The 20,295-nt window shown below is 55.9% G+C and carries 19 protein-coding genes; 12 read left to right on the top strand and 7 right to left on the bottom strand.

Annotated features, from left to right (window positions below; genetic code table 11):
• The first annotated feature begins 162 nt into the window (after positions 1-162).
• Positions 163-2,187, top strand: coding sequence for a transketolase (gene tkt, locus AC2FH0_RS03860; protein ID WP_496788619.1), 2,025 nt, complete (start codon positions 163-165; stop codon positions 2,185-2,187).
• A gap of 58 nt (positions 2,188-2,245) precedes the next feature.
• Here tkt and AC2FH0_RS03865 read toward each other — a convergent pair whose 3' ends face one another.
• Positions 2,246-3,208 carry a DUF808 domain-containing protein gene (locus AC2FH0_RS03865; RefSeq protein ID WP_142634015.1) on the bottom strand — a complete coding sequence of 321 codons (963 nt, stop codon included), beginning with the start codon at positions 3,206-3,208 and terminating at the stop codon, positions 2,246-2,248.
• Between the two features lie 184 nt (positions 3,209-3,392).
• Here AC2FH0_RS03865 and gap (AC2FH0_RS03870) point away from each other — a divergent pair, with 184 nt between their 5' ends.
• From gap (AC2FH0_RS03870) to gap (AC2FH0_RS03880), 3 genes are all read left to right on the top strand, one after another.
• Entirely contained in the window at positions 3,393-4,394 is a 1,002-nt protein-coding gene (gene gap / locus AC2FH0_RS03870) for a type I glyceraldehyde-3-phosphate dehydrogenase (RefSeq protein ID WP_142634017.1), read from the top strand.
• Positions 4,395-4,465: 71 nt separating this feature from the next.
• Complete coding sequence (locus AC2FH0_RS03875; RefSeq protein ID WP_496679620.1) at positions 4,466-4,609, top strand: hypothetical protein; 144 nt, start codon at positions 4,466-4,468, stop codon at positions 4,607-4,609.
• Positions 4,610-4,691: 82 nt separating this feature from the next.
• Positions 4,692-5,696, top strand: a complete 1,005-nt coding sequence (gap, locus tag AC2FH0_RS03880; protein WP_496704677.1) for a type I glyceraldehyde-3-phosphate dehydrogenase — start codon at positions 4,692-4,694, stop codon at positions 5,694-5,696.
• Here gap (AC2FH0_RS03880) and coaD read toward each other — a convergent pair.
• From coaD to AC2FH0_RS03895, 3 genes are all read right to left on the bottom strand, one after another.
• Positions 5,688-6,179 carry a pantetheine-phosphate adenylyltransferase gene (gene coaD / locus AC2FH0_RS03885; RefSeq protein WP_142634021.1) on the bottom strand — a complete coding sequence of 164 codons (492 nt, stop codon included), beginning with the start codon at positions 6,177-6,179 and terminating at the stop codon, positions 5,688-5,690. The genes gap (AC2FH0_RS03880) and coaD overlap by 9 nt on opposite strands.
• A gap of 85 nt (positions 6,180-6,264) precedes the next feature.
• A complete protein-coding gene (locus AC2FH0_RS03890; RefSeq protein ID WP_496708411.1) occupies positions 6,265-6,702 on the bottom strand; it encodes a CBS domain-containing protein in 438 nt (145 codons plus the stop codon).
• A 60-nt stretch (positions 6,703-6,762) separates the two neighbouring features.
• Positions 6,763-7,665: a LysR family transcriptional regulator gene (locus tag AC2FH0_RS03895; protein WP_496788620.1), complete on the bottom strand. Its 903-nt coding sequence runs from the start codon at positions 7,663-7,665 to the stop codon at positions 6,763-6,765.
• 101 nt (positions 7,666-7,766) lie between these two features.
• Between AC2FH0_RS03895 and AC2FH0_RS03900 the strand changes: the two genes are divergently transcribed.
• Both AC2FH0_RS03900 and AC2FH0_RS03905 read left to right on the top strand, forming a co-directional pair.
• Complete coding sequence (locus AC2FH0_RS03900) at positions 7,767-9,266, top strand: CoA-acylating methylmalonate-semialdehyde dehydrogenase (RefSeq protein ID WP_281972157.1); 1,500 nt, start codon at positions 7,767-7,769, stop codon at positions 9,264-9,266.
• A gap of 202 nt (positions 9,267-9,468) precedes the next feature.
• Complete coding sequence (locus AC2FH0_RS03905; protein WP_185956612.1) at positions 9,469-10,056, top strand: L,D-transpeptidase; 588 nt, start codon at positions 9,469-9,471, stop codon at positions 10,054-10,056.
• A gap of 55 nt (positions 10,057-10,111) precedes the next feature.
• On the opposite strand, the gene AC2FH0_RS03910 is transcribed toward AC2FH0_RS03905, so the two are convergent.
• Both AC2FH0_RS03910 and AC2FH0_RS03915 read right to left on the bottom strand, forming a co-directional pair.
• Complete coding sequence (locus tag AC2FH0_RS03910) at positions 10,112-10,588, bottom strand: fasciclin domain-containing protein (protein WP_496788622.1); 477 nt, start codon at positions 10,586-10,588, stop codon at positions 10,112-10,114.
• A gap of 77 nt (positions 10,589-10,665) precedes the next feature.
• A complete protein-coding gene (locus AC2FH0_RS03915; RefSeq protein WP_496788625.1) occupies positions 10,666-11,511 on the bottom strand; it encodes a class I SAM-dependent methyltransferase in 846 nt (281 codons plus the stop codon).
• 144 nt (positions 11,512-11,655) lie between these two features.
• Here AC2FH0_RS03915 and AC2FH0_RS03920 point away from each other — a divergent pair, with 144 nt between their 5' ends.
• The 6 genes from AC2FH0_RS03920 to AC2FH0_RS03945 all read left to right on the top strand — a co-directional run bounded on the left by AC2FH0_RS03920 (position 11,656) and on the right by AC2FH0_RS03945 (position 17,264).
• Positions 11,656-12,771: a carboxylate-amine ligase gene (locus AC2FH0_RS03920; protein ID WP_142634035.1), complete on the top strand. Its 1,116-nt coding sequence runs from the start codon at positions 11,656-11,658 to the stop codon at positions 12,769-12,771.
• A 128-nt stretch (positions 12,772-12,899) separates the two neighbouring features.
• Positions 12,900-14,042, top strand: a complete 1,143-nt coding sequence (locus tag AC2FH0_RS03925) for an acyl-CoA dehydrogenase family protein (RefSeq protein WP_142634037.1) — start codon at positions 12,900-12,902, stop codon at positions 14,040-14,042.
• Between the two features lie 7 nt (positions 14,043-14,049).
• Complete coding sequence (locus AC2FH0_RS03930; RefSeq protein ID WP_496708408.1) at positions 14,050-15,090, top strand: enoyl-CoA hydratase/isomerase family protein; 1,041 nt, start codon at positions 14,050-14,052, stop codon at positions 15,088-15,090.
• Between the two features lie 3 nt (positions 15,091-15,093).
• A complete protein-coding gene (mmsB, locus tag AC2FH0_RS03935) occupies positions 15,094-15,966 on the top strand; it encodes a 3-hydroxyisobutyrate dehydrogenase (protein WP_496679606.1) in 873 nt (290 codons plus the stop codon).
• A gap of 94 nt (positions 15,967-16,060) precedes the next feature.
• Positions 16,061-16,459 (top strand): hypothetical protein, encoded by a 399-nt coding sequence (locus AC2FH0_RS03940; RefSeq protein WP_496695335.1) that lies wholly within the window; start codon positions 16,061-16,063, stop codon positions 16,457-16,459.
• A 472-nt stretch (positions 16,460-16,931) separates the two neighbouring features.
• Positions 16,932-17,264: a site-2 protease family protein gene (locus AC2FH0_RS03945; RefSeq protein ID WP_496788626.1), complete on the top strand. Its 333-nt coding sequence runs from the start codon at positions 16,932-16,934 to the stop codon at positions 17,262-17,264.
• A 17-nt stretch (positions 17,265-17,281) separates the two neighbouring features.
• On the opposite strand, the gene uvrA is transcribed toward AC2FH0_RS03945, so the two are convergent.
• A complete protein-coding gene (uvrA, locus tag AC2FH0_RS03950; protein WP_496691305.1) occupies positions 17,282-20,140 on the bottom strand; it encodes an excinuclease ABC subunit UvrA in 2,859 nt (952 codons plus the stop codon).
• Positions 20,141-20,295 lie beyond the last annotated feature (155 nt).

The raw sequence follows: 20,295 nt of genomic DNA on the forward strand, positions 1-20,295 counted from the left end.
CTAGTCTAACCCAATGGCATCGAAAATACCCACTGTTTGCTTTCAACGACTTGGGTCACATTCTTGATCCAGCAAAACCCTGCAGCACCCAGTTCTACTTGCACTTTGAGGGCTGAATGGTATTGAGCGGCCATCTGCCTGTAATCCAAAGGAACAACACCCGTGGACCTGACTGCGCTGCGCAATGCCAACCCCGAACACTGGGACAAAGCTGCGGCCATCCGCACATTGACCCTCGACGCCGTCGCCGCCGCCAATTCCGGCCATTCCGGTATGCCAATGGGCATGGCCGATGTCGCGACTGTACTGTTCGAAAAGCACCTGAAATTCGACGCCTCGGCCCCAAACTGGCCCGACCGCGACCGGTTTATCCTGTCCGCCGGTCACGGCTCGATGCTGATCTATTCGCTGTTGTATCTCACTGGGAACGCTGACGTTACGCTGGAACAGATCAAGAATTTCCGTCAGCTGGGCGCAAAAACTGCAGGTCACCCCGAGAACTTCCTTGTCAACGGGATCGAAACCACAACCGGCCCGCTGGGTCAGGGGATCTCGAACGCCGTTGGTTTTGCCATGGCCGAGGAAATTCAGCGCGCTCATTACGGCAAGAAGATCGTAGATCACTATACCTATGTCATCGCGGGCGACGGCTGCCTTATGGAAGGCGTTAGCCAAGAGGCCATCACGCTGGCCGGCCGTCACGAGCTGGGTAAGCTGATCGTGTTCTGGGACAACAACAACATCACCATCGACGGCACGGTCGACATAGCTGACCGGACCGATCAGGTGAAACGTTTTGCCGCCTCGGGCTGGCAGGTCATCGAGATTGATGGTCATGATCCGCAGGCCATCGACGAGGCCATCACCAAGGCGAAATCGTCAAACAAGCCGACCATGATCGCCTGTGAAAGCCATATTGCTTTGGGTCACGCGGCGCAGGATACCTCAAAAGGCCACGGCGCCCTGACCGATCAGGAACAGCTGAAAGCGGCCAAAGAGGCCTATGCCGCCCCGCATGGCGCGTTCGAAATTCCGGCAAATGTCAAAACTGCCTGGGAAGCAATCGGTTCCCGCGGCGCGGCCGAGCGGTCTGCGTGGGAGGAGCGTTTCGCGCAGATCTCTGAACGCAAACAGGCCGAGTTCAACCGCTCTTATGCGTTCGAGGCACCCAAAAAGCTGGCCGGTGCCATCCGCTCGTTCAAAAAGCAGATGTCGGAAGATCAGCCCAAACTGGCCACCCGCGCCTCGTCCGAGAAAGTTCTGAACGCGGTCAACCCGATCATGCCGGAAACTATTGGCGGCTCTGCTGACCTGACCGGTTCGAACAACACGAAATCGGCCGATATGGGCGTGTTCCTGCCGGAAAACCGCAAGGGTCGCTATATCCACTACGGAATCCGCGAACATGGCATGGCCGCCGCGATGAACGGTATGGCGCTGCATGGCGGCATCCGCCCCTATGGCGGTACCTTCATGGCGTTCACCGACTATGCGCGGCCCTCGATGCGGCTTGCAGCGCTGATGAAGATACCTACGGTCTTTGTGATGACCCATGACTCGATCGGTCTGGGCGAAGACGGCCCGACCCACCAGCCGGTCGAGCATCTGGCGATCTCACGCGCGACACCGAATACCTATGTTTTCCGCCCGGCGGATGCCGTTGAAACAGCTGAATCCTGGGAATTGGCGCTGACCTTCAAGGACAGCCCTTCGGTCCTGTCTCTGACCCGCCAGGGCGTGCCGACCGTACGCAAGGATCACAAAACCAAAAACCTGACTGCACAAGGCGGCTATGTTCTTGCCGAAGCCGAAGGCAAGCGTCAGGCAATCCTGATCGCAACCGGTTCGGAAGTGTCGCTGGCGATGGAAGCCAAGGCGATGCTCGAGGCCGAAGGCATTGGCACGCGCGTCGTGTCGATGCCATGCATGGAACTGTTCGCCGAGCAGGATGAAGCGTATCGCAAGCGGGTTCTGCCCGGTGGAGCCGTCCGTGTCGGCATCGAGGCCGCCGTCCGCGCCGGAGGCTGGGACCGCTGGCTGCTGGGTGAACGCGGCCGTGACGCCAAGGCGGGCTTCATCGGCATGTCGGGCTTTGGCGCGTCTGCGCCCGCTGATGAACTGTATAAACATTTCGACATCACTGCAGAGGCCACAGTTGCAAAGGTCAAGGAATTGCTGGAGCTATAATTCCCAATTTCAAACATCAAGCGAAGGGCGGCCATGCGCCGCCCTTTTCGTTTTCTGATTAATGCGTTTCAGATTTCCGAGACAAAATCGGCGCGACCACTTTGGTTGCAATCGGGATCAGCACGAACCCCCAGGCCAGTCCGAATATGCCATCCATCGTGGCTTTGGAAATCCACTCCACGGCACCTTCCCATTGCGCCGAAACCGCATGCCCGGCTGCATAGGCCATGTCATGGATCTGATGCCCCAACCAGCCAAAACCCAGAACCTCAAGCCCGTGAATGATGATCGAGCCGCCAACCCACAGCATCGCAGCTGTGCCGACAATCGACAGCACTTTCATGACAACCGGCATCGCCTTGACCAATCCACGCCCCAATCCGCGTCCGATCGGCGTTGGTGCGTTCCGCGCCAGGAAAAGGCCCACATCGTCCATCTTCACGATCAAGGCGACCGAGCCATAAACGGCCAGAGTCACACCTAGTCCAACAACGGCCAGCGTTGCCGCCTGCATCCAGATATTCGGCGCCTCGATGGCGGCAAGGGCGATTGTCATGATCTCGGCGGACAGGATGAAATCGGTTTTGATCGCACCCTTGACCTTCTGCTCTTCCAGATGGCCCGGGTCTTTGACCTTCATATCTTCGTCTATAACGTGGCTGCCATGAGGGAAAAGCAGGTGAAATATCTTTTCTGCCCCTTCGAAGCACAAATAGGACCCGCCAAGCATCAACAAGGGCGTTATCAACCAGGGTGCAAAATTGGCCAGCAACAAGGCGACTGGCAACAGCAGGATAATCTTGTTGAAAATCGAGCCGCGCGCTATGCGCCAGATGATCGGCAATTCCCGCGCCGGGGCAAAGCCCTGCACATATTTCGGAGTAACTGCTGCATCGTCGATGATCACGCCCGCAGTCTTGGCCCCGGCCTTGCCGGCGGCAGCGACCACATCGTCCACTGACGCCGCAGCAACCTTCGCTATGCCAGCAACATCATCCAACAGTGCCAACAAACCACTCATGCGTGTTTCCTCTTATCTCACCTGTCGCCAGGGGACCCTACCCGATCCGACGGCTAGCGCAAGCGTTAGCGCAACCGGCGAAGGTTTGCGCTAACACGTTAAGAATATGTCACTTTTGCCCTTTTGAGAAAGCGTCTGTGCCGCTATATGCCCCGCAGAGCAAGCGCATTTTTGGAGACGTCAGATGACCATCAAGGTCGGCATCAATGGATTTGGCCGTATCGGCCGCTGCACCCTGTCGCATATTGCGGCATCGGCCCGCAACGACATCGAAGTGATCAAGGTCAACGCGACCGGCCCATTGGAAACTACCGCCCACCTGCTGAAATACGACAGCATCCACGGCCGCTTTCCCCGCGATGTTTCGATCGAAGGCAACACCATGGATTTGGGCCGCGGCCCAATGGAGGTGTTCTCGACTTACGATATGAACGAGCTTGACTGGGAAGGTTGTGACGTCGTTTTGGAATGCACCGGAAAATTCAACGATGGCCTGAAAGCCAAAACGCATCTGGAACGCGGTGCTCAGAAGGTTCTTTTGTCTGCGCCAGGTAAGAATGTTGATAAAACCATTGTCTATGGCGTGAACCACAACAGCCTGGTTACTGAAGATAGAATGGTTTCGAATGGCTCTTGCACTACGAACTGCCTTGCTCCGCTTGCCAAGGTGCTGGACGAAGGTATCGGGATCGAACACGGTATCATGACTACGATCCATGCCTATACCGGCGACCAGCCGACACTGGATCGCCGTCATAGTGACCTGTATCGCGCGCGCGCTGCGGCAATGTCCATGATCCCAACTTCAACAGGTGCAGCCAAAGCTCTGGGCGAAGTTCTGCCGAACCTGAAGGGTCGTTTGGACGGCTCGGCTATCCGTGTACCAACACCAAACGTTTCTGCTGTCGACCTGACTTTCCATGCGGCGCGTGACGTCACTGTTGAAGATGTTAATGCCATCGTTCGTGAAGCATCACGGGGATCAATGCAGCGCGTCGTGGGCTATGAGCCCGCGCCGCTGGTCTCGACCGATTTCAATCATACCGAAGAAAGCTCGATTTTCGCACCAGACCAGACACGGGTTGTTAACAACCGCATGGTTCGTGTTCTGGCTTGGTATGACAACGAATGGGCCTTCTCGGTCCGTATGGCAGACGTCGCCGTTGCCATGGGACGGCTTAACTAAAACGCCGTAGAAATGTTGTACCTTTACACCCGCTCAGTTTATCTGGGCGGGTGTTTTCATTCGGGGCCAACATGACCAATCAAATTGCTATCTGGCTTGGCCTTCTAATACTTGGCTGTCTGCTAGTCGATTACGCAATGTTCGACTCTGAGAACCTGATCTTCCTGGGAAAGAAACTTTACACCTTCCTGGACTGGCTCGCCTTCTGGCGCTGACAGAGGTTTTTCTTGACTTTTTCCTTGATCTAGCTTTGTTAGCGCTAACTTTGCAATAACAGACACCCAGACGGAGCAGACCATGACACTCAAGTTGGCAATCAATGGATTTGGACGGATCGGGCGCGGTGTTTTGCGGGCCTTGATGGAATCTGGGCGGACCGACGTTCAGATCGTGGCCATAAACGATTTGGCCAAGCCCGAAATTAACGCGCATCTCTTTGAATTCGACAGTGTGCATGGACGTTATACAAAGCCCGTTTCCCTGACCGACGCCGGTTTGGATGTCGGTGCAGGCCCGATCCGCCTAACCAGCGAACGTGAGCCTGAGAAACTCGATTGGTCCGATATTGACGTTGTTCTCGAATGCACAGGCGTGTTCCGCACGCGCGAAGCCGCGGCGCGCCATTTTGACAACGGCGCCAAAAAAGTTTTGATTTCTGCTCCTGCCCGCGGGGATGGTGCGGTCAAAACCATCGTCTTCGGGGTAAATGACCATGAGCTGACCGTCGAGGATACGATCGTTTCGAACGCATCCTGCACGACCAACTGTTTGTCGCCCGTTGCTGCGGCGCTGGACGAGGGTTTGGGCATTGTCCACGGAAACATGACAACCGTTCATGCCTATACAGCCAGCCAACCAGTTCACGATACCGCCGGAAAAGACCCGTATCTGTCACGCGCGGCTGCGTTGTCGATGATTCCCACCACTACGGGGGCAGCCTCAGCCGTAGGTCTCGTATTGCCCCAGTTGGCAGGTAAATTGACTGGACAGGCAATCCGTGTTCCCACTCCGAACGTCTCGGTTGTGGATCTGGTGACCGAAGTGTCGCGCCCAACAACCGAAGAAGAGGTCAACCAGTTGTTCATTGATGCCGCGGCCAATATTCCTGGTGTCCTGGCTGCGGAAAACCGCCCACTAGTGTCGATCGACTTCAATCACGACGCACACAGTTCGACCGTCTCTTTGGCTGAAACCAAGGTGACAGACGGCACGTTGGTCCGGGTGCTGGCCTGGTACGACAATGAATGGGGCTTTTCGAACCGGATGCTGGACACGGCGGCCGCGATGGGCGCGCTATCCTAAGCGCGCACGCAGCGCGTCATTTACGCGGGGCGTGACGAAATTCGACACGTCCCCGTTCAATCGCGCGATCTCTTTCACCAGTTTCGAGGCAATCGCCTGATGGCGGGCCTCAGCCATAAGGAACACCGTCTCGATCGAGTCGTCCAATGCGCGGTTCATACCGACCATCTGGAACTCATACTCGAAATCCGCAACAGCACGCAGGCCTCTGACAATGACCTGAGCACCTACGTCGCGGGCACAGTTGATAAGCAGGTTTTCAAAAGGATGGGCAACAATTTCAGTTCCGGTCTGTTCGGAAAGAAAGGAACATTCGGCTTCGATCATCTCGACCCGTTCTTCCAACGAAAATAACGGCCCCTTTTCCCGATTGATCGCCACCCCAATCACGAGCTTGTCAACCAGAGCGGCCGCGCGACGGATGATATCAATATGACCCAGGGTGATCGGATCAAATGTTCCGGGATACAATCCAACCCTCATTGCCGCCTCCTGCGCAACGAAATTTCTGCGCAAGCAAACATAACTTGGCTATGGGTGCAAGTAGTTGCGTCGCGTTTCTATGGGCTTAATGGCCCATGATCATGCCTTCCAATGCGTCTTTTTCCATTGCCAGTTCGGAAAGTTGTGCTTTGACAACGTCGCCTAGGGTGACAATGCCAACGAGGTTACCGTCCTCAACAACCGGCATATGGCGAAAGCGCCCTTCGGTCATCCGCGACATTATATCCTGGACAGTATCCTGTTGCGTCGCTGTCACCAGCTCGCGGGTCATATACGCGCTTACGGGTTTTGATAGGCATCCGCTGCCGCTTGCGGCCAGTTCGCGAACAATGTCACGTTCTGATAAGATGCCTGATGCGGTCTTACCGCCATCTTCTGATACAACCACCGTTCCGATGCGCTTTTCTGCAAGGATTCCTGCAACCTCTGAAATTGTGCGCGAAGGAGCAACTGTCACCACGCCTCCGGTGGCTTTGGATTTCAGAATGGCCTGAACAAGCATTGACGTAACCTCCGAAATAACTTCGTGTTTTCCAAAGCGTTGCCGGAATGAAATAGCCTGTCAAGGTGAAGCTTCAGCCTCAAGCCGCTCAACTTCATCGCGAATCCCTTGGGACAGGGCCTGCGCGAACCGATTCAGCCGCTCGTTTCGTTGGTCACCTTGATGTCGGACCAGATGAAAACTGCGTGTCAAACTCACTTGATCAACCAATATTTTCTTCAACTTCGGGTGAAATGGCAGTGTGAAATCATGCGCAATGCAGATCCCTGATCCCTGCGAAACCTGCCGCAGTTGGACAGAGACCGAATTCGAGGCCAGCGCGACACGGTCAACACCCAGATCGACCAGATAGTCCAGTTCGCGGTCGAATATCATATCAGGTATGTATCCGATCATACGATGCCCCCCTAACGTGCTGATGGAATAAACCGCAGGGTGATCGGCAAGGTATTCCTGCGTTGCGACAAGATGAAGTTTGTAATCGGTAATTTTCTGTACAAACAGTTTTCCAGCGGTCGGTGCGCTGACGGTCACGGCCATATCGGCTTCACGGCGGGAAAGGTTGATGACGCGCGGCAAGGCCAGAATTTGTATGTCCAGATTGGGATTGGTGTCACAAATCTTGCCACACACCTGCGGCAACAAGTAATTCGCACAACCGTCCGGTGCGCCGATCCGGATTTGCCCGCTCAGCCTCTCAGATGGTTCTGCCATGGCGCCTGCTGCAGCGCGCATCGCCTCTTCGGCTTTCAGACCGTGGTCCATCAAACGCTCACCAGCTGAGGTCAGCACATATCCCTGCTGCGATTTGGTGAACAGCGGCGCATCCAGAGACGCTTCCAACCGCGCTACACGGCGTCCGACCGTAGCCGGGTCAATCCGAAGTAATCGTCCCGCCGCCGAAAGGCTTTCTTCGCGGGCTACGGCCAGAAAGACCCTCATATCATCCCAATTAGGTGTCACGCTTCACCTTTGCAATTTTGCAAAACACCTTTGGGACATTGCCTCTGTTCAAGCCATTTATGCAAGCCTATTCTGCGCGCAGACCTTCGGAGGAATTCGCAATGAACGAACTGTCCCATTTCATCAACGGTGAGAATGTCGCCGGCACGTCCGGCCGATATGATGACGTGTTCAACCCCGCTACCGGCGAGGTACAGTACAAATGCCCGATGGCAAGTGCTGCCGAGACCACAGCAGCCATTGCTAGCGCCGCAGCCGCACAACCGGCCTGGGGTGCAACGAACCCGCAAAAACGCGGGCGCGTGATGATGGCGATGGTTCACCTGATGAACCGCGACATGGACAAGCTGGCCGAAGCGCTCAGCCGCGAGCACGGCAAGACGATCCCTGACGCGAAAGGCGATCTGCAGCGCGGTCTGGAAGTGATCGAATACTGCATCGGTGCTCCGCAGATGTTGAAAGGCGAATTCACCGACAGTGCGGGCCCAGGCATCGACATGTATTCTATGCGCCAGCCTTTAGGGGTTGTGGCCTCGATCATGCCGTTCAACTTCCCGGCCATGATGCCTCTGTGGCATGTGGGCCCTGCCCTGGCCTGTGGCAACGCTGTTGTTCTGAAACCGTCCGAGCGCGATCCTTCAGTACCATTGATGCTGGCGGAACTTTTCGTTGAGGCAGGTTTGCCCAAAGGTGTGTTCCAGGTGGTCAATGGCGACAAAGAGGCCGTGGACACGCTGTTGGACAGCGAGATCATTCAGGGCGTTTCCTTTGTGGGCTCGACCCCAATCGCGCAGTACATCTATTCGCGCGCCACGGCCAACGGCAAACGCGCGCAGTGTTTCGGCGGTGCCAAGAACCACATGATCGTCATGCCCGACGCCGATCTTGACCAGGCAGCAGATGCCCTGGTTGGCGCCGGTTTCGGCGCGGCTGGCGAACGCTGCATGGCCGTATCGGTTGCGGTCCCGGTCGGAGAGGATACCGCCGACGCGCTGATCGAAAAGCTTATTCCGCGTATCGAGAAACTGAAGGTCGGCCCCTACACTGCCGGCGATGATGTTGACATGGGACCGGTCGTGACCGGTGCTGCCAAAGAGCGCATTTTGGGACTGATCAGCTCGGGCGTTGAACAAGGTGCCAAACTGGTTGTCGATAATCGCGACTTTAGCCTGCAGGGCTATGAGGACGGCTTCTTCGTCGGCCCTCACCTGTTTGACCACGTGACGCCCGACATGGACATCTATAAGCAAGAGATCTTTGGTCCGGTTTTGTCGACCGTCCGCGCAGGATCGTACGAAGAAGCGATTGGCTTGGCTATGGATCACGAATACGGCAATGGCACGGCGATTTTCACCCGCGATGGAGATACCGCGCGTGACTTTGCCAGCCGGATCAATATTGGCATGGTCGGTATCAACGTTCCGATCCCGGTTCCGTTGGCCTATCACACCTTTGGCGGCTGGAAGAAATCCATGTTCGGTGACCTGAACCAGCATGGTGCGGATAGCTTCAAATTCTATACACGCACAAAAACGGTCACCGCGCGTTGGCCGTCAGGCATCAAAGAAGGCGGCGAGTTCAACTTCAAAGCCATGGACTGATTCAAACGAAAGCGGCGGATCCACACAGCCCGGCCACCACTGGCCGGGCTTTTTTCAATACACGGCCAAGTTTCGCTTGTGATGTTCGCTTCACAATAAATTCACTCAACACTCCCTAGGAAATCTGATCAGCAAAACATAAGTTACACGCAGTTTCGCGCGAGCAGTTCCTGAACCGGAGGCCAATTTGTCAGATCCCCGCATGACCCGTCGCTCTGCATTGTTAGGTGCAGCGTCTCTGTTGATGACACCTGCACTGGTGCGCGCACAAAGCAGCGCCGATGCTTTCCCGCTTGACGAAGAGGCGATCAGCACACAGCTAGCTGTGCGGCGGAATGTCTCTTCATTCTCGCACCAGAATTGGCAGGATCACTTCGATGAGTTAGGTGTCGGCTGCCTGCTGGCAGATATCACAAGCCGCGCTGTACACTATTGGGGGGCTGACGGGACGTACAAACTGTACCCCAGCTCAGTCCCTATGAGCGAAGAACTCACAAGGCGTGGTTATACCGAAGTAGTACGCAAGCGCGAAAACCCAAGCTGGACCCCGACCGCCTCAATGCGCGAGCGCGACCCGAACCTGCCCATCCGAATAGAAGGTGGCGAGTCCGGAAATCCGCTGGGTACGCGGGCGATGTATCTGGGCTGGCCAGCATATCTGGTGCACGGCACGCATGATACACGCAAGATTGGACGCCAAAGTTCTTCTGGATGTATTGGCCTTTATAATCAACATGTTGAAGAGTTATATCCGCTGGTTCAGGTGGGCACCAAGGTCAGATTGGTCTGACAGAATTCCCCGGCCATAACGGCCGGGGTTTTTGCTTGATCACGGTGGTTGCCAATTATTCCGGCAGGATCACCGCATCGACGACGTGGATCACGCCATTGCTGGCCTCGATATCGGCCTGCACAACCTTGGCGCCATTCACTTTGACGCCGTTTTTACCATTCACACTCAGGCGATCACCCTGCACGGTCAGCACTTTGGCGCGCTTGCCAGCGATGTCACCTGACATGACCTTTGCAGGAACCACGTGATAGGTCAGGATTGCGACCAGTTGGTCTTTGTTCTCGGGCAGTAGCAGCGTTTCCACCGTCCCTTCGGGCAGTGCGGCAAAGGCCTCATCCGTGGGGGCAAAAACGGTGAACGGACCCTCCCCTTTCAGCGTATCGACCAGACCCGCCGCTTGAACCGCCGCGACCAGAGTGGTGAATGATCCGGCAGATACGGCGGTATCCACGATATCGGCGGCCTTCGCTTGAACCGGCAAGGTAAGTGCGATTGCGGCGGCGGCGCTCAGGAAAGTACGGCGAAACATATTTGAGATCTCCTATCCAGGTTGTTATGGAAAGGGGTACGGGCGTTTCGCTGCACCGGATCAATTTGGTGTCAGATTTATTTGACCTGAACCCAAATACTTTGCGCGCGCCCATCTTTCAAAAACGGTAGCGCCTCGACCGCATCTTGGCGATCCTGTTGCAAGAAGTATCCAGGCCAAAGCATTGAATATGCACTAGATTGCAACAATGCATGCAACATATATTGCTCGCCCCATCCCGGGCAGTCATAGAAGAACCGCTTGGGGTATTCGTAGGGTAGAAAAACATCGTGCACATGGATCACAACGCCTGGTTTTAAGGCCGGTATGATGCGACAGAACAGATGCGCGACATCATTGCTCATCCGGACAACATGGCTGGAATCGATGAACAGGATGTCACCCGCTTCAAGCTGTTCGAAGAGGGCTGGATCGACCTCTTCCAACCGTTTCTGTTCGAATTGATCGACTACATGCGCGATGTCCGCGCGCGGATAAGGATCAATCGCGGTGATTTGCGTCTGCAGCCCGCCATCCAATACAGCCTGCCGTGTCACGCGCGTTGAATTACCGCAGCCAACCTCAATCACCCGCTTGGGTTTGAAACGACGGACCATAAGATACAACGCATCCGCATCTGGGCTGTCATAATACCCGTTGCCGATCCTATACCCGGTTTGATTGCGGGACGGATCTTTCAATGCAGCCAAAGCGGCGGCATGTTCATCATATTCGGCTACCAGCTGCGAGATGTCGAAATCGGCCATTCCCGGTGACAACGCATAAGCCGGACGGGTCAGCCCGCCTGCCCTTTCGAACGCCTCCAGCCGGGCGCGCTCGTCCCGTTCCGTGACTTTGTCAATCAGCCTGACACCAAATCGGTCGAGAACGGCATTCAGCCGGGGGAATTTCCTGGGTTTCACACAAAGGCTCCGGGGTTCTTCTGAACTTTGACCCGTTCCTTACCGTTGCTAGCCCGATGACCGCAAGGACTCTACCGGTAAACACTTGGCAAAAAGCGTATTTCCGTATTCACTGTTTCGCATAAAGCTAGAAAGAGGGCCGCCATGCAGCAGGAATACACGCTGGGCATTGAGGAAGAGTATCTTCTGGTCGACCGCGACAGCCTTGAACTTGCCCAAGCACCCGCTGCCCTGATGGAAGCCTGCCAGGCCGATTTTCAGGGCCAGGTCAGCCCTGAGTTTCTGCAGTGCCAGATCGAGGTTGGCACCCGCCCCCATGCGACGATCCGCACGGCCCGAGAAGATTTGAAACGCCTGAGGGCGGGTGTGGCGGATCGGTCCGCCGAATACAATCTGGCCCCGATTGCTGTGTCCTGCCACCCCTTTGCGGACTGGAAGAAACAGCACCACACGCGCCGAGAGCGCTATGACGCCTTGCAGCATGCCCTGGGCGGTGTCGCGCGACGGATGCTGATCTGCGGGATGCATGTGCATGTCGGTGTTGAAGAACCATCCTTGCGGGCCGACCTGATGCCGCAGCTTTCCTATTTCCTGCCGCATCTGTTGGCGCTCTCCACATCCTCGCCCTATTGGAACGGAGAGGATACCGGCCTGTCTTCCTATCGTCTGACCGTGTTCGACAACCTGCCCCGCACCGGATTACCACCGGTCCTGGCAAGTTGGTCGGAATATGAACGTACGACAGGCATTCTGGTCGAACTTGGCGTGATAGAGGATACCTCGAAAATCTGGTGGGATTTGCGACCTTCTCATCGCTTTCCAACGCTCGAAACACGCATAATGGACGTGCAGCCGAGGTTGGAGCACACATTGTCGCTGGCCGCCATGGTGCAGGCGCTGGTTCGAATGTTGTGCCGTCTGAAAGACCGCAATTTGCGTTGGCGGCAATATGACAGGTTCCTGATTGGTGAAAACCGGTGGCGTGCGCAGCGTTACGGAGTCGGCGAAGGCATGATTGATTTCGGGGATCGATCCATCAAGCCCATGCCGGAACTTATGGGTGAACTGATGGGTATGCTGGCCGAAGATGCCGAAGCACTGGGCACCATGACTGAACTTGCCCGGCTACAGCAAATCGCACAAAACGGCACATCTGCCACGCGGCAACGACGTGTTCACGCTGAAGCGACGGCCAAAGGTGCGGATGCAGGCAGGGCTGTGGTTCAGCATCTGATCGAAGAATTCCATCAGGATTTATGACCTGCCTCGAAGTATGATCTAATCGTTTTCGCAATATCCCTGTCAGGAATTGCTGGGCGTGCAAAATTTCTGTAAGAATCAGGAAATAAACACTCGTTCAATTCATCCGGCGACGTGGGAGGAAACCAATGGATTTTGCACCAACCGAAGAGCAAACTGCTATCTTCGATATGGCCTATGAGTTCGGGCAGGAGCATATCGCACCCTTCGCCCGTCAATGGGAAGCAGATGGCACTATTCCCAAAGACCTTTGGCCCCGTGTAGGAGAGCTTGGTTTTGGCGGTCTCTATGTGTCCGAAGATAGTGGCGGTTCCGGTCTTAGTAGGCTGGATGCGACGATGGTGTTCGAGGCCCTTTCGATGGCTTGCCCTTCAGTCGCGGCCTTCCTGACGATCCACAACATGTGCGCCAAGATGTTGGACACATTTGCCGCGGATGAGCTGAAATCGCGGATCATGCCGGATATTCTTAACCTGAACACAGTCCTCAGCTACTGCCTGACCGAACCCGGATCAGGCTCGGACGCCGCCGCGCTGAAAACTCGCGCCGAACGCACGAACGAAGGTTATACGCTGAACGGAACAAAGGCCTTCATCTCGGGCGGCGGATACTCAGATGCTTATGTCTGTATGGTGCGCACCGGACAGGATGGTCCCAAAGGGATTTCAACCCTGTATGTCGAAGATGGCACTCCAGGTCTTAGCTTTGGCGCGCTTGAACAAAAGATGGGCTGGAAAAGCCAACCAACGGCGCAGGTTCAGTTTGACGACTGCAAAGTTCCGGCGGGCAATCTGGTGGGTACAGAAGGTGACGGATTCAAATATGCGATGATGGGCCTGGATGGCGGTCGCTTGAATATTGCCTCATGTTCTTTGGGGGCGGCACAAGCAGGTCTGAACATGACGCTTCAGTATATGTCCGAGCGTCAGGCATTCGGGAAGTCGATTGATCAGTTTCAAGCGCTGCAGTTCAGGCTTGCGGATATGGAAATAGAATTGCAGGCGGCCCGGACGTTCTTGCGTCAGGCAGCCTGGAAACTGGACACGGGCGCACCGGACGCCACCAAGTTTTGTGCAATGGCCAAGAAATTCGTGACTGAAACCGGATCAAAAGTGGTCGACCAATGCCTGCAACTGCACGGCGGTTATGGGTATCTCGCCGATTACGGTATCGAAAAGCTTGTCCGCGACTTGCGCGTTCATCAAATTCTGGAAGGCACAAACGAGATCATGCGCGTCATTGTTTCTCGTCAGATGCTTGCCCAACGCTGAGACCCCGATGTCAGATATTGAAATTCACACTACCGGCCGCGCTGGACGCATCACTCTGACACGCCCCAAGTCTTTGAACGCGCTGAGTTATGACATGTGCATGGCGATAGATACGGTCATGCGCAACTGGCGCGAGGACGAGTCAGTTGACCTGATCATACTGGACGCCGTTGGCGATAAAGCATTTTGCGCCGGGGGAGATATCGCAGAGCTTTATGATACCGGGTGCAAAGGCGACTTTGCCTATGGGCAGACTTTCTGGCGCGATGAATACAGGCTGAATGCACTGATTTTCGAATACCCCAAGCCCGTGGTCAGTTTCCTACAAGGGTTTACTATGGGTGGCGGCGTCGGAATTGGGTGCCATGGAAGCCACCGCATAGTCGGTGAAACATCTCAGATTGCCCTGCCCGAGTGCTCTATCGGTTTGGTGCCGGATGTTGGTGGCTCTCTGATGCTCGCGCTGGCTCCGGGTCGACTGGGAGAATACTTGGGCACAACAGGTCACCGAATGGGCCCTGCGGACGCCATTTATGCGGGCTTTGCCGACCATTTTATCCCCATTGAAGAATGGCCCGGCCTGATCGAACTGCTCGAAGCTTCCGGGAACACAGACCTGTTGGTCGAGCATTCCCAGATGCCACCCACAGGTAACCTTGAAAAGGTCCAGGCGGAAATCGACGTGCTTTTCAATGGCGAGGGGTTGAACGACATCCTCAACGCGTTGCGCTTCTCCGAAACCCCGTTCTCTGACGCGGCGCAAAAGTTGATGGGCCGCAACTCTCCACTATCGGTGGCTTGTACCATTGAAATGATTCATCGGCTTAAGGCGCTGGATCTGTCGATCCGAAAAGCCCTGGAGATGGAGTACCGTTTTACGGCGCGCGCCATGGAACACGGAGATTTTCTGGAAGGTATCCGCGCACAGATCATAGACAAGGATCGCTCTCCTAATTGGCGTCACCATGGCAAACCTGTTCCCGCCGTGGATATTTCCGCAATGCTGCGGCCCCTGGGCAGCGTCGCCCTGACATTCGAGGAGGATTAAAGAATGAAAATCGGGTTTATCGGCCTTGGAAACATGGGCAATCCAATGGCAGTCAATCTTGCCAATGCCGGGCATGAAGTCGCTGGGTTTGATATGGCCGAGGTGTCGGTTTCCGGTGTTACTTTGACTGGGTCAGGGGCCGACGCTGCAAAAGACGCAGACATCGTCATCACCATGCTTCCGAATGGCCAGATACTTCGATCCGTCGCAAATGAGATCATTCCAGCGATGAATGAAGGGGCCGTCTGGGTCGATTGTTCGACAGTGGATGTCGACAGCGCCCGAGCTGTTGCCGATATGGCATTGGCTGCGGGAGTTTTGGCCGTCGACGCGCCCGTCTCGGGCGGTATCGGAGGCGCCTCGGCTGGGACGCTGACATTCATGGCAGGTGGAAGCGCCGAGGCATTCGAAAAAGCCCGGCCCTTGTTCGACATCATGGGGCAAAAGGCAGTACATTGCGGAGACGCGGGCGCGGGTCAGGCGGCCAAGATCTGCAACAACATGATTTTGGGCGTCACCATGATTGCAACCTGCGAGGCCTTCGCGCTGGCCGACAAGTTGGGGCTGGACCGGCAGAAAATGTTCGACGTTGTCAGCACCTCCTCGGGCTATAGCTGGACGATGAACGCATACTGCCCTGCCCCCGGTATCGGCCCGCAAAGCCCGGCCGACAATGGTTATCAACCCGGCTTTGCCGCCGAACTGATGTTGAAAGACCTGCGCCTCAGTCAGCAGGCGGCGGAAAGCTCGGATGCCGACACCCCAATGGGGATGATGGCGACCGAGCTGTATCAGCAATTCGTCGAAAGCGAAGATGGGCTGGGGCTGGACTTCTCGGCCATGCTTCCGCGATTTGAAAAGCGCGGTCGGAACTAGGATGCCCTTGGGCGGCTTCCTGCCCATAGGGTTGACCCCTTTCCTGCCGATGTCCATCTAATGGAGAGGTTCAGCATCGATTCTTGGGGCTACGATGACGCATAATTTGGTCAAAGCGCTTACTGTTCTTGCTCTGGTCGTGACCCCGGTGGCGGCCATGGCCGGTAACGGGAAGGGAAACGGCAAGAACAAGAATAGCAATAAGGTCATCCGCATTGCGCCTCAGGGCGGTATTGTTGCAACTGGAAACGCCGTCCACTGCCCGCCGGGTCTGGCCAAGAAAAACGTACCCTGTGTCCCTCCGGGACAGGCCAAAAAGCTGTACAGAAATGGCGAGTTTATCAATGGCGATTATCGCTGGATTGATGATCCGTTTCGGTATGGGCTGAATAGGGGAAGCTATGTCCGCGCAGGCGACTACGTGTATCGGGTCGACCCAGATACACGCAAAGTTCTGAACCTGATCGGCGCGGTTGCAGACATCCTGAACTGACAAGCGCGGCCTGAATTCAAGCGGGCGAAAACCAACCTCAGTCGATTTGAGAAAGTAAGCAGGCTCGGGCGTTTTCCGGCCTGTTTTCAAAATATTGACGCGATCTAACATCATCATAAACCTCACTATTTCGAGGTTTTATTATGAATACTGAAAACGTGCTATTTGAGCCCCGCGGCCGATGGAACGTACCGATACATTTCAGCCAAAGCCTTATTTTTCTGGTTTTGATCGTTGTCGGATTTAACGCCGCTCCGGTCAACCTGCCCTATGCGCTCGCCTTCGTGGCGATTTAGTTGATTTCGATTCTCCTGCAGGAGTTGGGCCACGCATGGGGCTGTCTTGTGCAGGGCGTGCCCGTCAATCGAGTCGTCCTTTATGGGGGCGGCGGATTCTGCGAACATCGCCGGTCAACCTCGGCATATGAAGACGAATTGATTGTGGCCATGGGGCCGATTGTGAACCTGACCCTGTGGACCGTGTGTTCATTGCTGGAACCGTTTCCAACTCGCCCGAAATTGGCTGGGTTCTGGTGGTGAGGGTAGAGCTAAACCTATGGCTGGCGCTGTTTAACATGCTGCCCCTGATGCCGCTGGATGGGGGGCGTCTGCTCTTTGCTTTGCTCACGCGCATTATGTCGGCGAACTCAGCCGCGCGTGTTTCCGGGATTATTGGGCTGGTTGGCGTTCTGCTATGGATCCCGATGATGATTTTTGCCCATGTCAGCTTCGGCTTCGGCTTCGTGTTACTGTTCTTTCCGCCAATACTGCGCCACTGGCAGACGCTGCGATACGCCAGATACTGAAGTTGCCGCGACGGAGGTTATTCCGCCGCGACCCGCTCGGGGTTCAGCAACTGTTTCAAATACCTGCCCGTATGGCTGCGTTCCACAGCAACAACATCTTCGGGCGTTCCCGTGGCGACAATTTCACCACCACCGTCACCGCCTTCTGGCCCGATATCAATGATGTGGTCGGCCGTTTTGACAACATCCAGATTGTGTTCAATCACAACAACCGTGTTACCCTGATCAACCAATTCATGCAGCACTTCCAACAGCTTGCGGACGTCTTCGAAATGAAGACCGGTCGTCGGCTCATCCAGAATGTAAAGCGTCCGACCAGTTGAGCGTTTGGAGAGTTCCTTTGACAGCTTCACCCGCTGCGCTTCACCGCCCGACAGGGTTGTCGCCTGTTGCCCGACCTTGATATACCCCAGACCGACCCGCGCCAGCGCGTCCATCTTATCGCGGATCGACGGCACGGCTTTGAAGAACTCTTGTGCATCTTCCACTGTCATATCAAGGACATCCGCGATGGACTTGCCTTTGAACTTGATCTCGAGCGTTTCCCGATTGTACCGCGCGCCTTTGCAGGTTTCGCAGGTTACATAGACATCGGGCAGAAAGTGCATTTCGATCTTGATGACGCCGTCGCCCTGACAAGCCTCGCACCGACCGCCTTTGACGTTAAAGCTGAACCGGCCAGGCTTGTACCCGCGCGCCTTGGACTCGGGCAGACCGGCGAACCAGTCACGGATCGGCGTGAACGCCCCCGTATACGTGGCCGGGTTGGAGCGTGGTGTACGCCCGATGGGCCGCTGGTCGATGTCGATCACCTTATCCAGATGCTCGAGCCCCTTGATCGTCTCGCACGGCGCGGGTGTCTGCCGCGCGCCGTTCAGCCGCATCGAGGCTGTCTTGAATAGGGTTTCAATCGTCAGGGTCGATTTGCCACCGCCGGATACGCCGGTCACACAGACGAACTTGCCCAGAGGAAAATCAGCGGTCACCTTCTTCAGATTGTTCCCGGTGGCCTTGACCACAGTAACTTTCTTTTTGTTCCCCTTCCGCCGCTCGGACGGCACCGGGATTTCGCGGGTGCCTGACAGGTATTGGCCGGTGATTGAGGCTGCATCGGTCGCGATCTCGGACGGGGTACCATGGCTAACCACCTGCCCACCATGCACACCCGCACCCGGACCGATGTCAAAGACATAGTCGGCTTCGCGGATGGCTTCCTCGTCATGTTCTACGACGATGACCGTGTTCCCCTGATCCCTCAGGTTTTTGAGCGTACCCAGCAAGCGGTCATTGTCGCGCTGATGCAACCCGATCGAAGGTTCGTCCAGTACATACAACACCCCGGTCAGACCCGAACCGATCTGGCTGGCCAGACGGATACGCTGACTTTCCCCGCCCGAAAGCGTTCCACTTGAACGTGACAACGTAAGATATTCCAGACCAACGTTATTCAAGAACCCAAGCCGCTCACGAATCTCCTTGAGTATCACCCGCGCGATTTCATTTTTCTGAGCGCTCAGATGGTTTGGCGCATCCTCAACCCACGCCAGCGCCTCGCGGATCGACATCTGCACGACCTGCCCGACATGCAATCCGGCGATCTTGACGGCCAACGCCTCGGCCCGCAGTCGATAGCCTTCGCAACTGCCGCAGGACCGGTTGTTTTGATAGCGTTCGAATTCTTCGCGTATCCAGGCGCTGTCAGTCTCGCGATAGCGGCGCTCCATATTCGGGATAACGCCTTCGAAACTGCGGGTTACCTGATATACCCGGCCACCCTCGTCATAGCGGAACTGGATTTCTTCCTCACCCGACCCGCGCAGGAAAACCTGCTGCACCTTTTCGGGCAAATCTTTCCACGGCGTGTTTTTGTCGAACTCATAATGTCGCGCGATGGCTTCGATGGTCTGCAGAAAATACGGCGACTTACCTTTGCGCCAGGGTGCCAAGGCGCCGTCATACAGTTTCAGTGTCTGATCCGGAACGACAAGGCGTTCATCAAAGAACAGCTCGACACCCAGCCCGTCGCAATCCTGACAGGCCCCAAAGGGTGCATTGAAGGAAAACAGGCGTGGTTCAATCTCGGGGATGGTGAAGCCACTGACAGGACAGGCAAAATTCTCGCTGAACGTAATCCGCTCCGGGTCGCCTTCACGCGGTGCGGTTTCCAAAATCGCAATGCCATCGGCCAAATCAAGCGCCGTGCGCAAGCTGTCCGCCAACCGCGTTTCCATACCTTCGCGCACGACCAACCGGTCGACCACAACGTCGATGTCATGGCGGAATTTCTTGTCCAGTGTCGGCGGCTCGTCCAGCTCATGAAACGCGCCATCAACCTTGACGCGTTGAAACCCCTGCTTGCGCAGCTCCAGAAACTCTTTCTTATACTCGCCCTTTCGGTCCCGAACGATCGGGGCCAGGAGATACCCTCGCGTGCCCTCCTCCATCGTCATGATCCGGTCGACCATATCCTGCACCTGCTGGGCTTCGATCGGCTTGCCCGTGGCAGGGCTGAACGGTGTACCAGCGCGGGCAAACAGCAGGCGCAGATAGTCGTAAATCTCGGTCACGGTTCCCACGGTAGACCGTGGGTTCTTTGAGGTCGTCTTCTGTTCGATGGAAATAGCCGGAGATAGACCACTGATATGGTCCACATCTGGCTTTTCCATCATATCCAGAAATTGCCGGGCATAGGCCGACAGGCTTTCGACATACCGGCGCTGCCCTTCCGCATAGATCGTGTCAAAGGCAAGCGACGACTTGCCCGAGCCTGACAGACCAGTGATGACCACAAGCTGGTCACGCGGAATATCCACGTCAATGCCTTTGAGGTTATGTTCGCGCGCGCCGCGCACCTCGATATTCTTCAGCTCAGCCATGTTTGGCCCCCAACACATAAGTGTCCTAGAGATAAGCGAGCCACACTGAGTCTCCAACAGAAAAGTTAGAACAAAATGTGAACGAGAGAGATGTTGCCGCCACCTACTGACAACAAAACCAATAGAGTCACCCGGTAAACGGCATGATTTCTGAA

This window comes from Ruegeria sp. CDSC051 (assembly GCF_059610665.1).

Coding starts and splice junctions, on each gene's coding strand:
- AC2FH0_RS03865 (WP_142634015.1), bottom strand. CDS start 3,208: ATGAGTGGTTTGTTGGCACTGTTGGATGATGTTGCTGGCATAGCGAAG.
- gap (WP_142634017.1), top strand. CDS start 3,393: ATGACCATCAAGGTCGGCATCAATGGATTTGGCCGTATCGGCCGCTGC.
- AC2FH0_RS03875 (WP_496679620.1), top strand. CDS start 4,466: ATGACCAATCAAATTGCTATCTGGCTTGGCCTTCTAATACTTGGCTGT.
- gap (WP_496704677.1), top strand. CDS start 4,692: ATGACACTCAAGTTGGCAATCAATGGATTTGGACGGATCGGGCGCGGT.
- coaD (WP_142634021.1), bottom strand. CDS start 6,179: ATGAGGGTTGGATTGTATCCCGGAACATTTGATCCGATCACCCTGGGT.
- AC2FH0_RS03890 (WP_496708411.1), bottom strand. CDS start 6,702: ATGCTTGTTCAGGCCATTCTGAAATCCAAAGCCACCGGAGGCGTGGTG.
- AC2FH0_RS03900 (WP_281972157.1), top strand. CDS start 7,767: ATGAACGAACTGTCCCATTTCATCAACGGTGAGAATGTCGCCGGCACG.
- AC2FH0_RS03905 (WP_185956612.1), top strand. CDS start 9,469: ATGACCCGTCGCTCTGCATTGTTAGGTGCAGCGTCTCTGTTGATGACA.
- AC2FH0_RS03910 (WP_496788622.1), bottom strand. CDS start 10,588: ATGTTTCGCCGTACTTTCCTGAGCGCCGCCGCCGCAATCGCACTTACC.
- AC2FH0_RS03920 (WP_142634035.1), top strand. CDS start 11,656: ATGCAGCAGGAATACACGCTGGGCATTGAGGAAGAGTATCTTCTGGTC.
- AC2FH0_RS03925 (WP_142634037.1), top strand. CDS start 12,900: ATGGATTTTGCACCAACCGAAGAGCAAACTGCTATCTTCGATATGGCC.
- AC2FH0_RS03930 (WP_496708408.1), top strand. CDS start 14,050: ATGTCAGATATTGAAATTCACACTACCGGCCGCGCTGGACGCATCACT.
- mmsB (WP_496679606.1), top strand. CDS start 15,094: ATGAAAATCGGGTTTATCGGCCTTGGAAACATGGGCAATCCAATGGCA.
- AC2FH0_RS03940 (WP_496695335.1), top strand. CDS start 16,061: ATGACGCATAATTTGGTCAAAGCGCTTACTGTTCTTGCTCTGGTCGTG.
- uvrA (WP_496691305.1), bottom strand. CDS start 20,140: ATGGCTGAGCTGAAGAATATCGAGGTGCGCGGCGCGCGCGAACATAAC.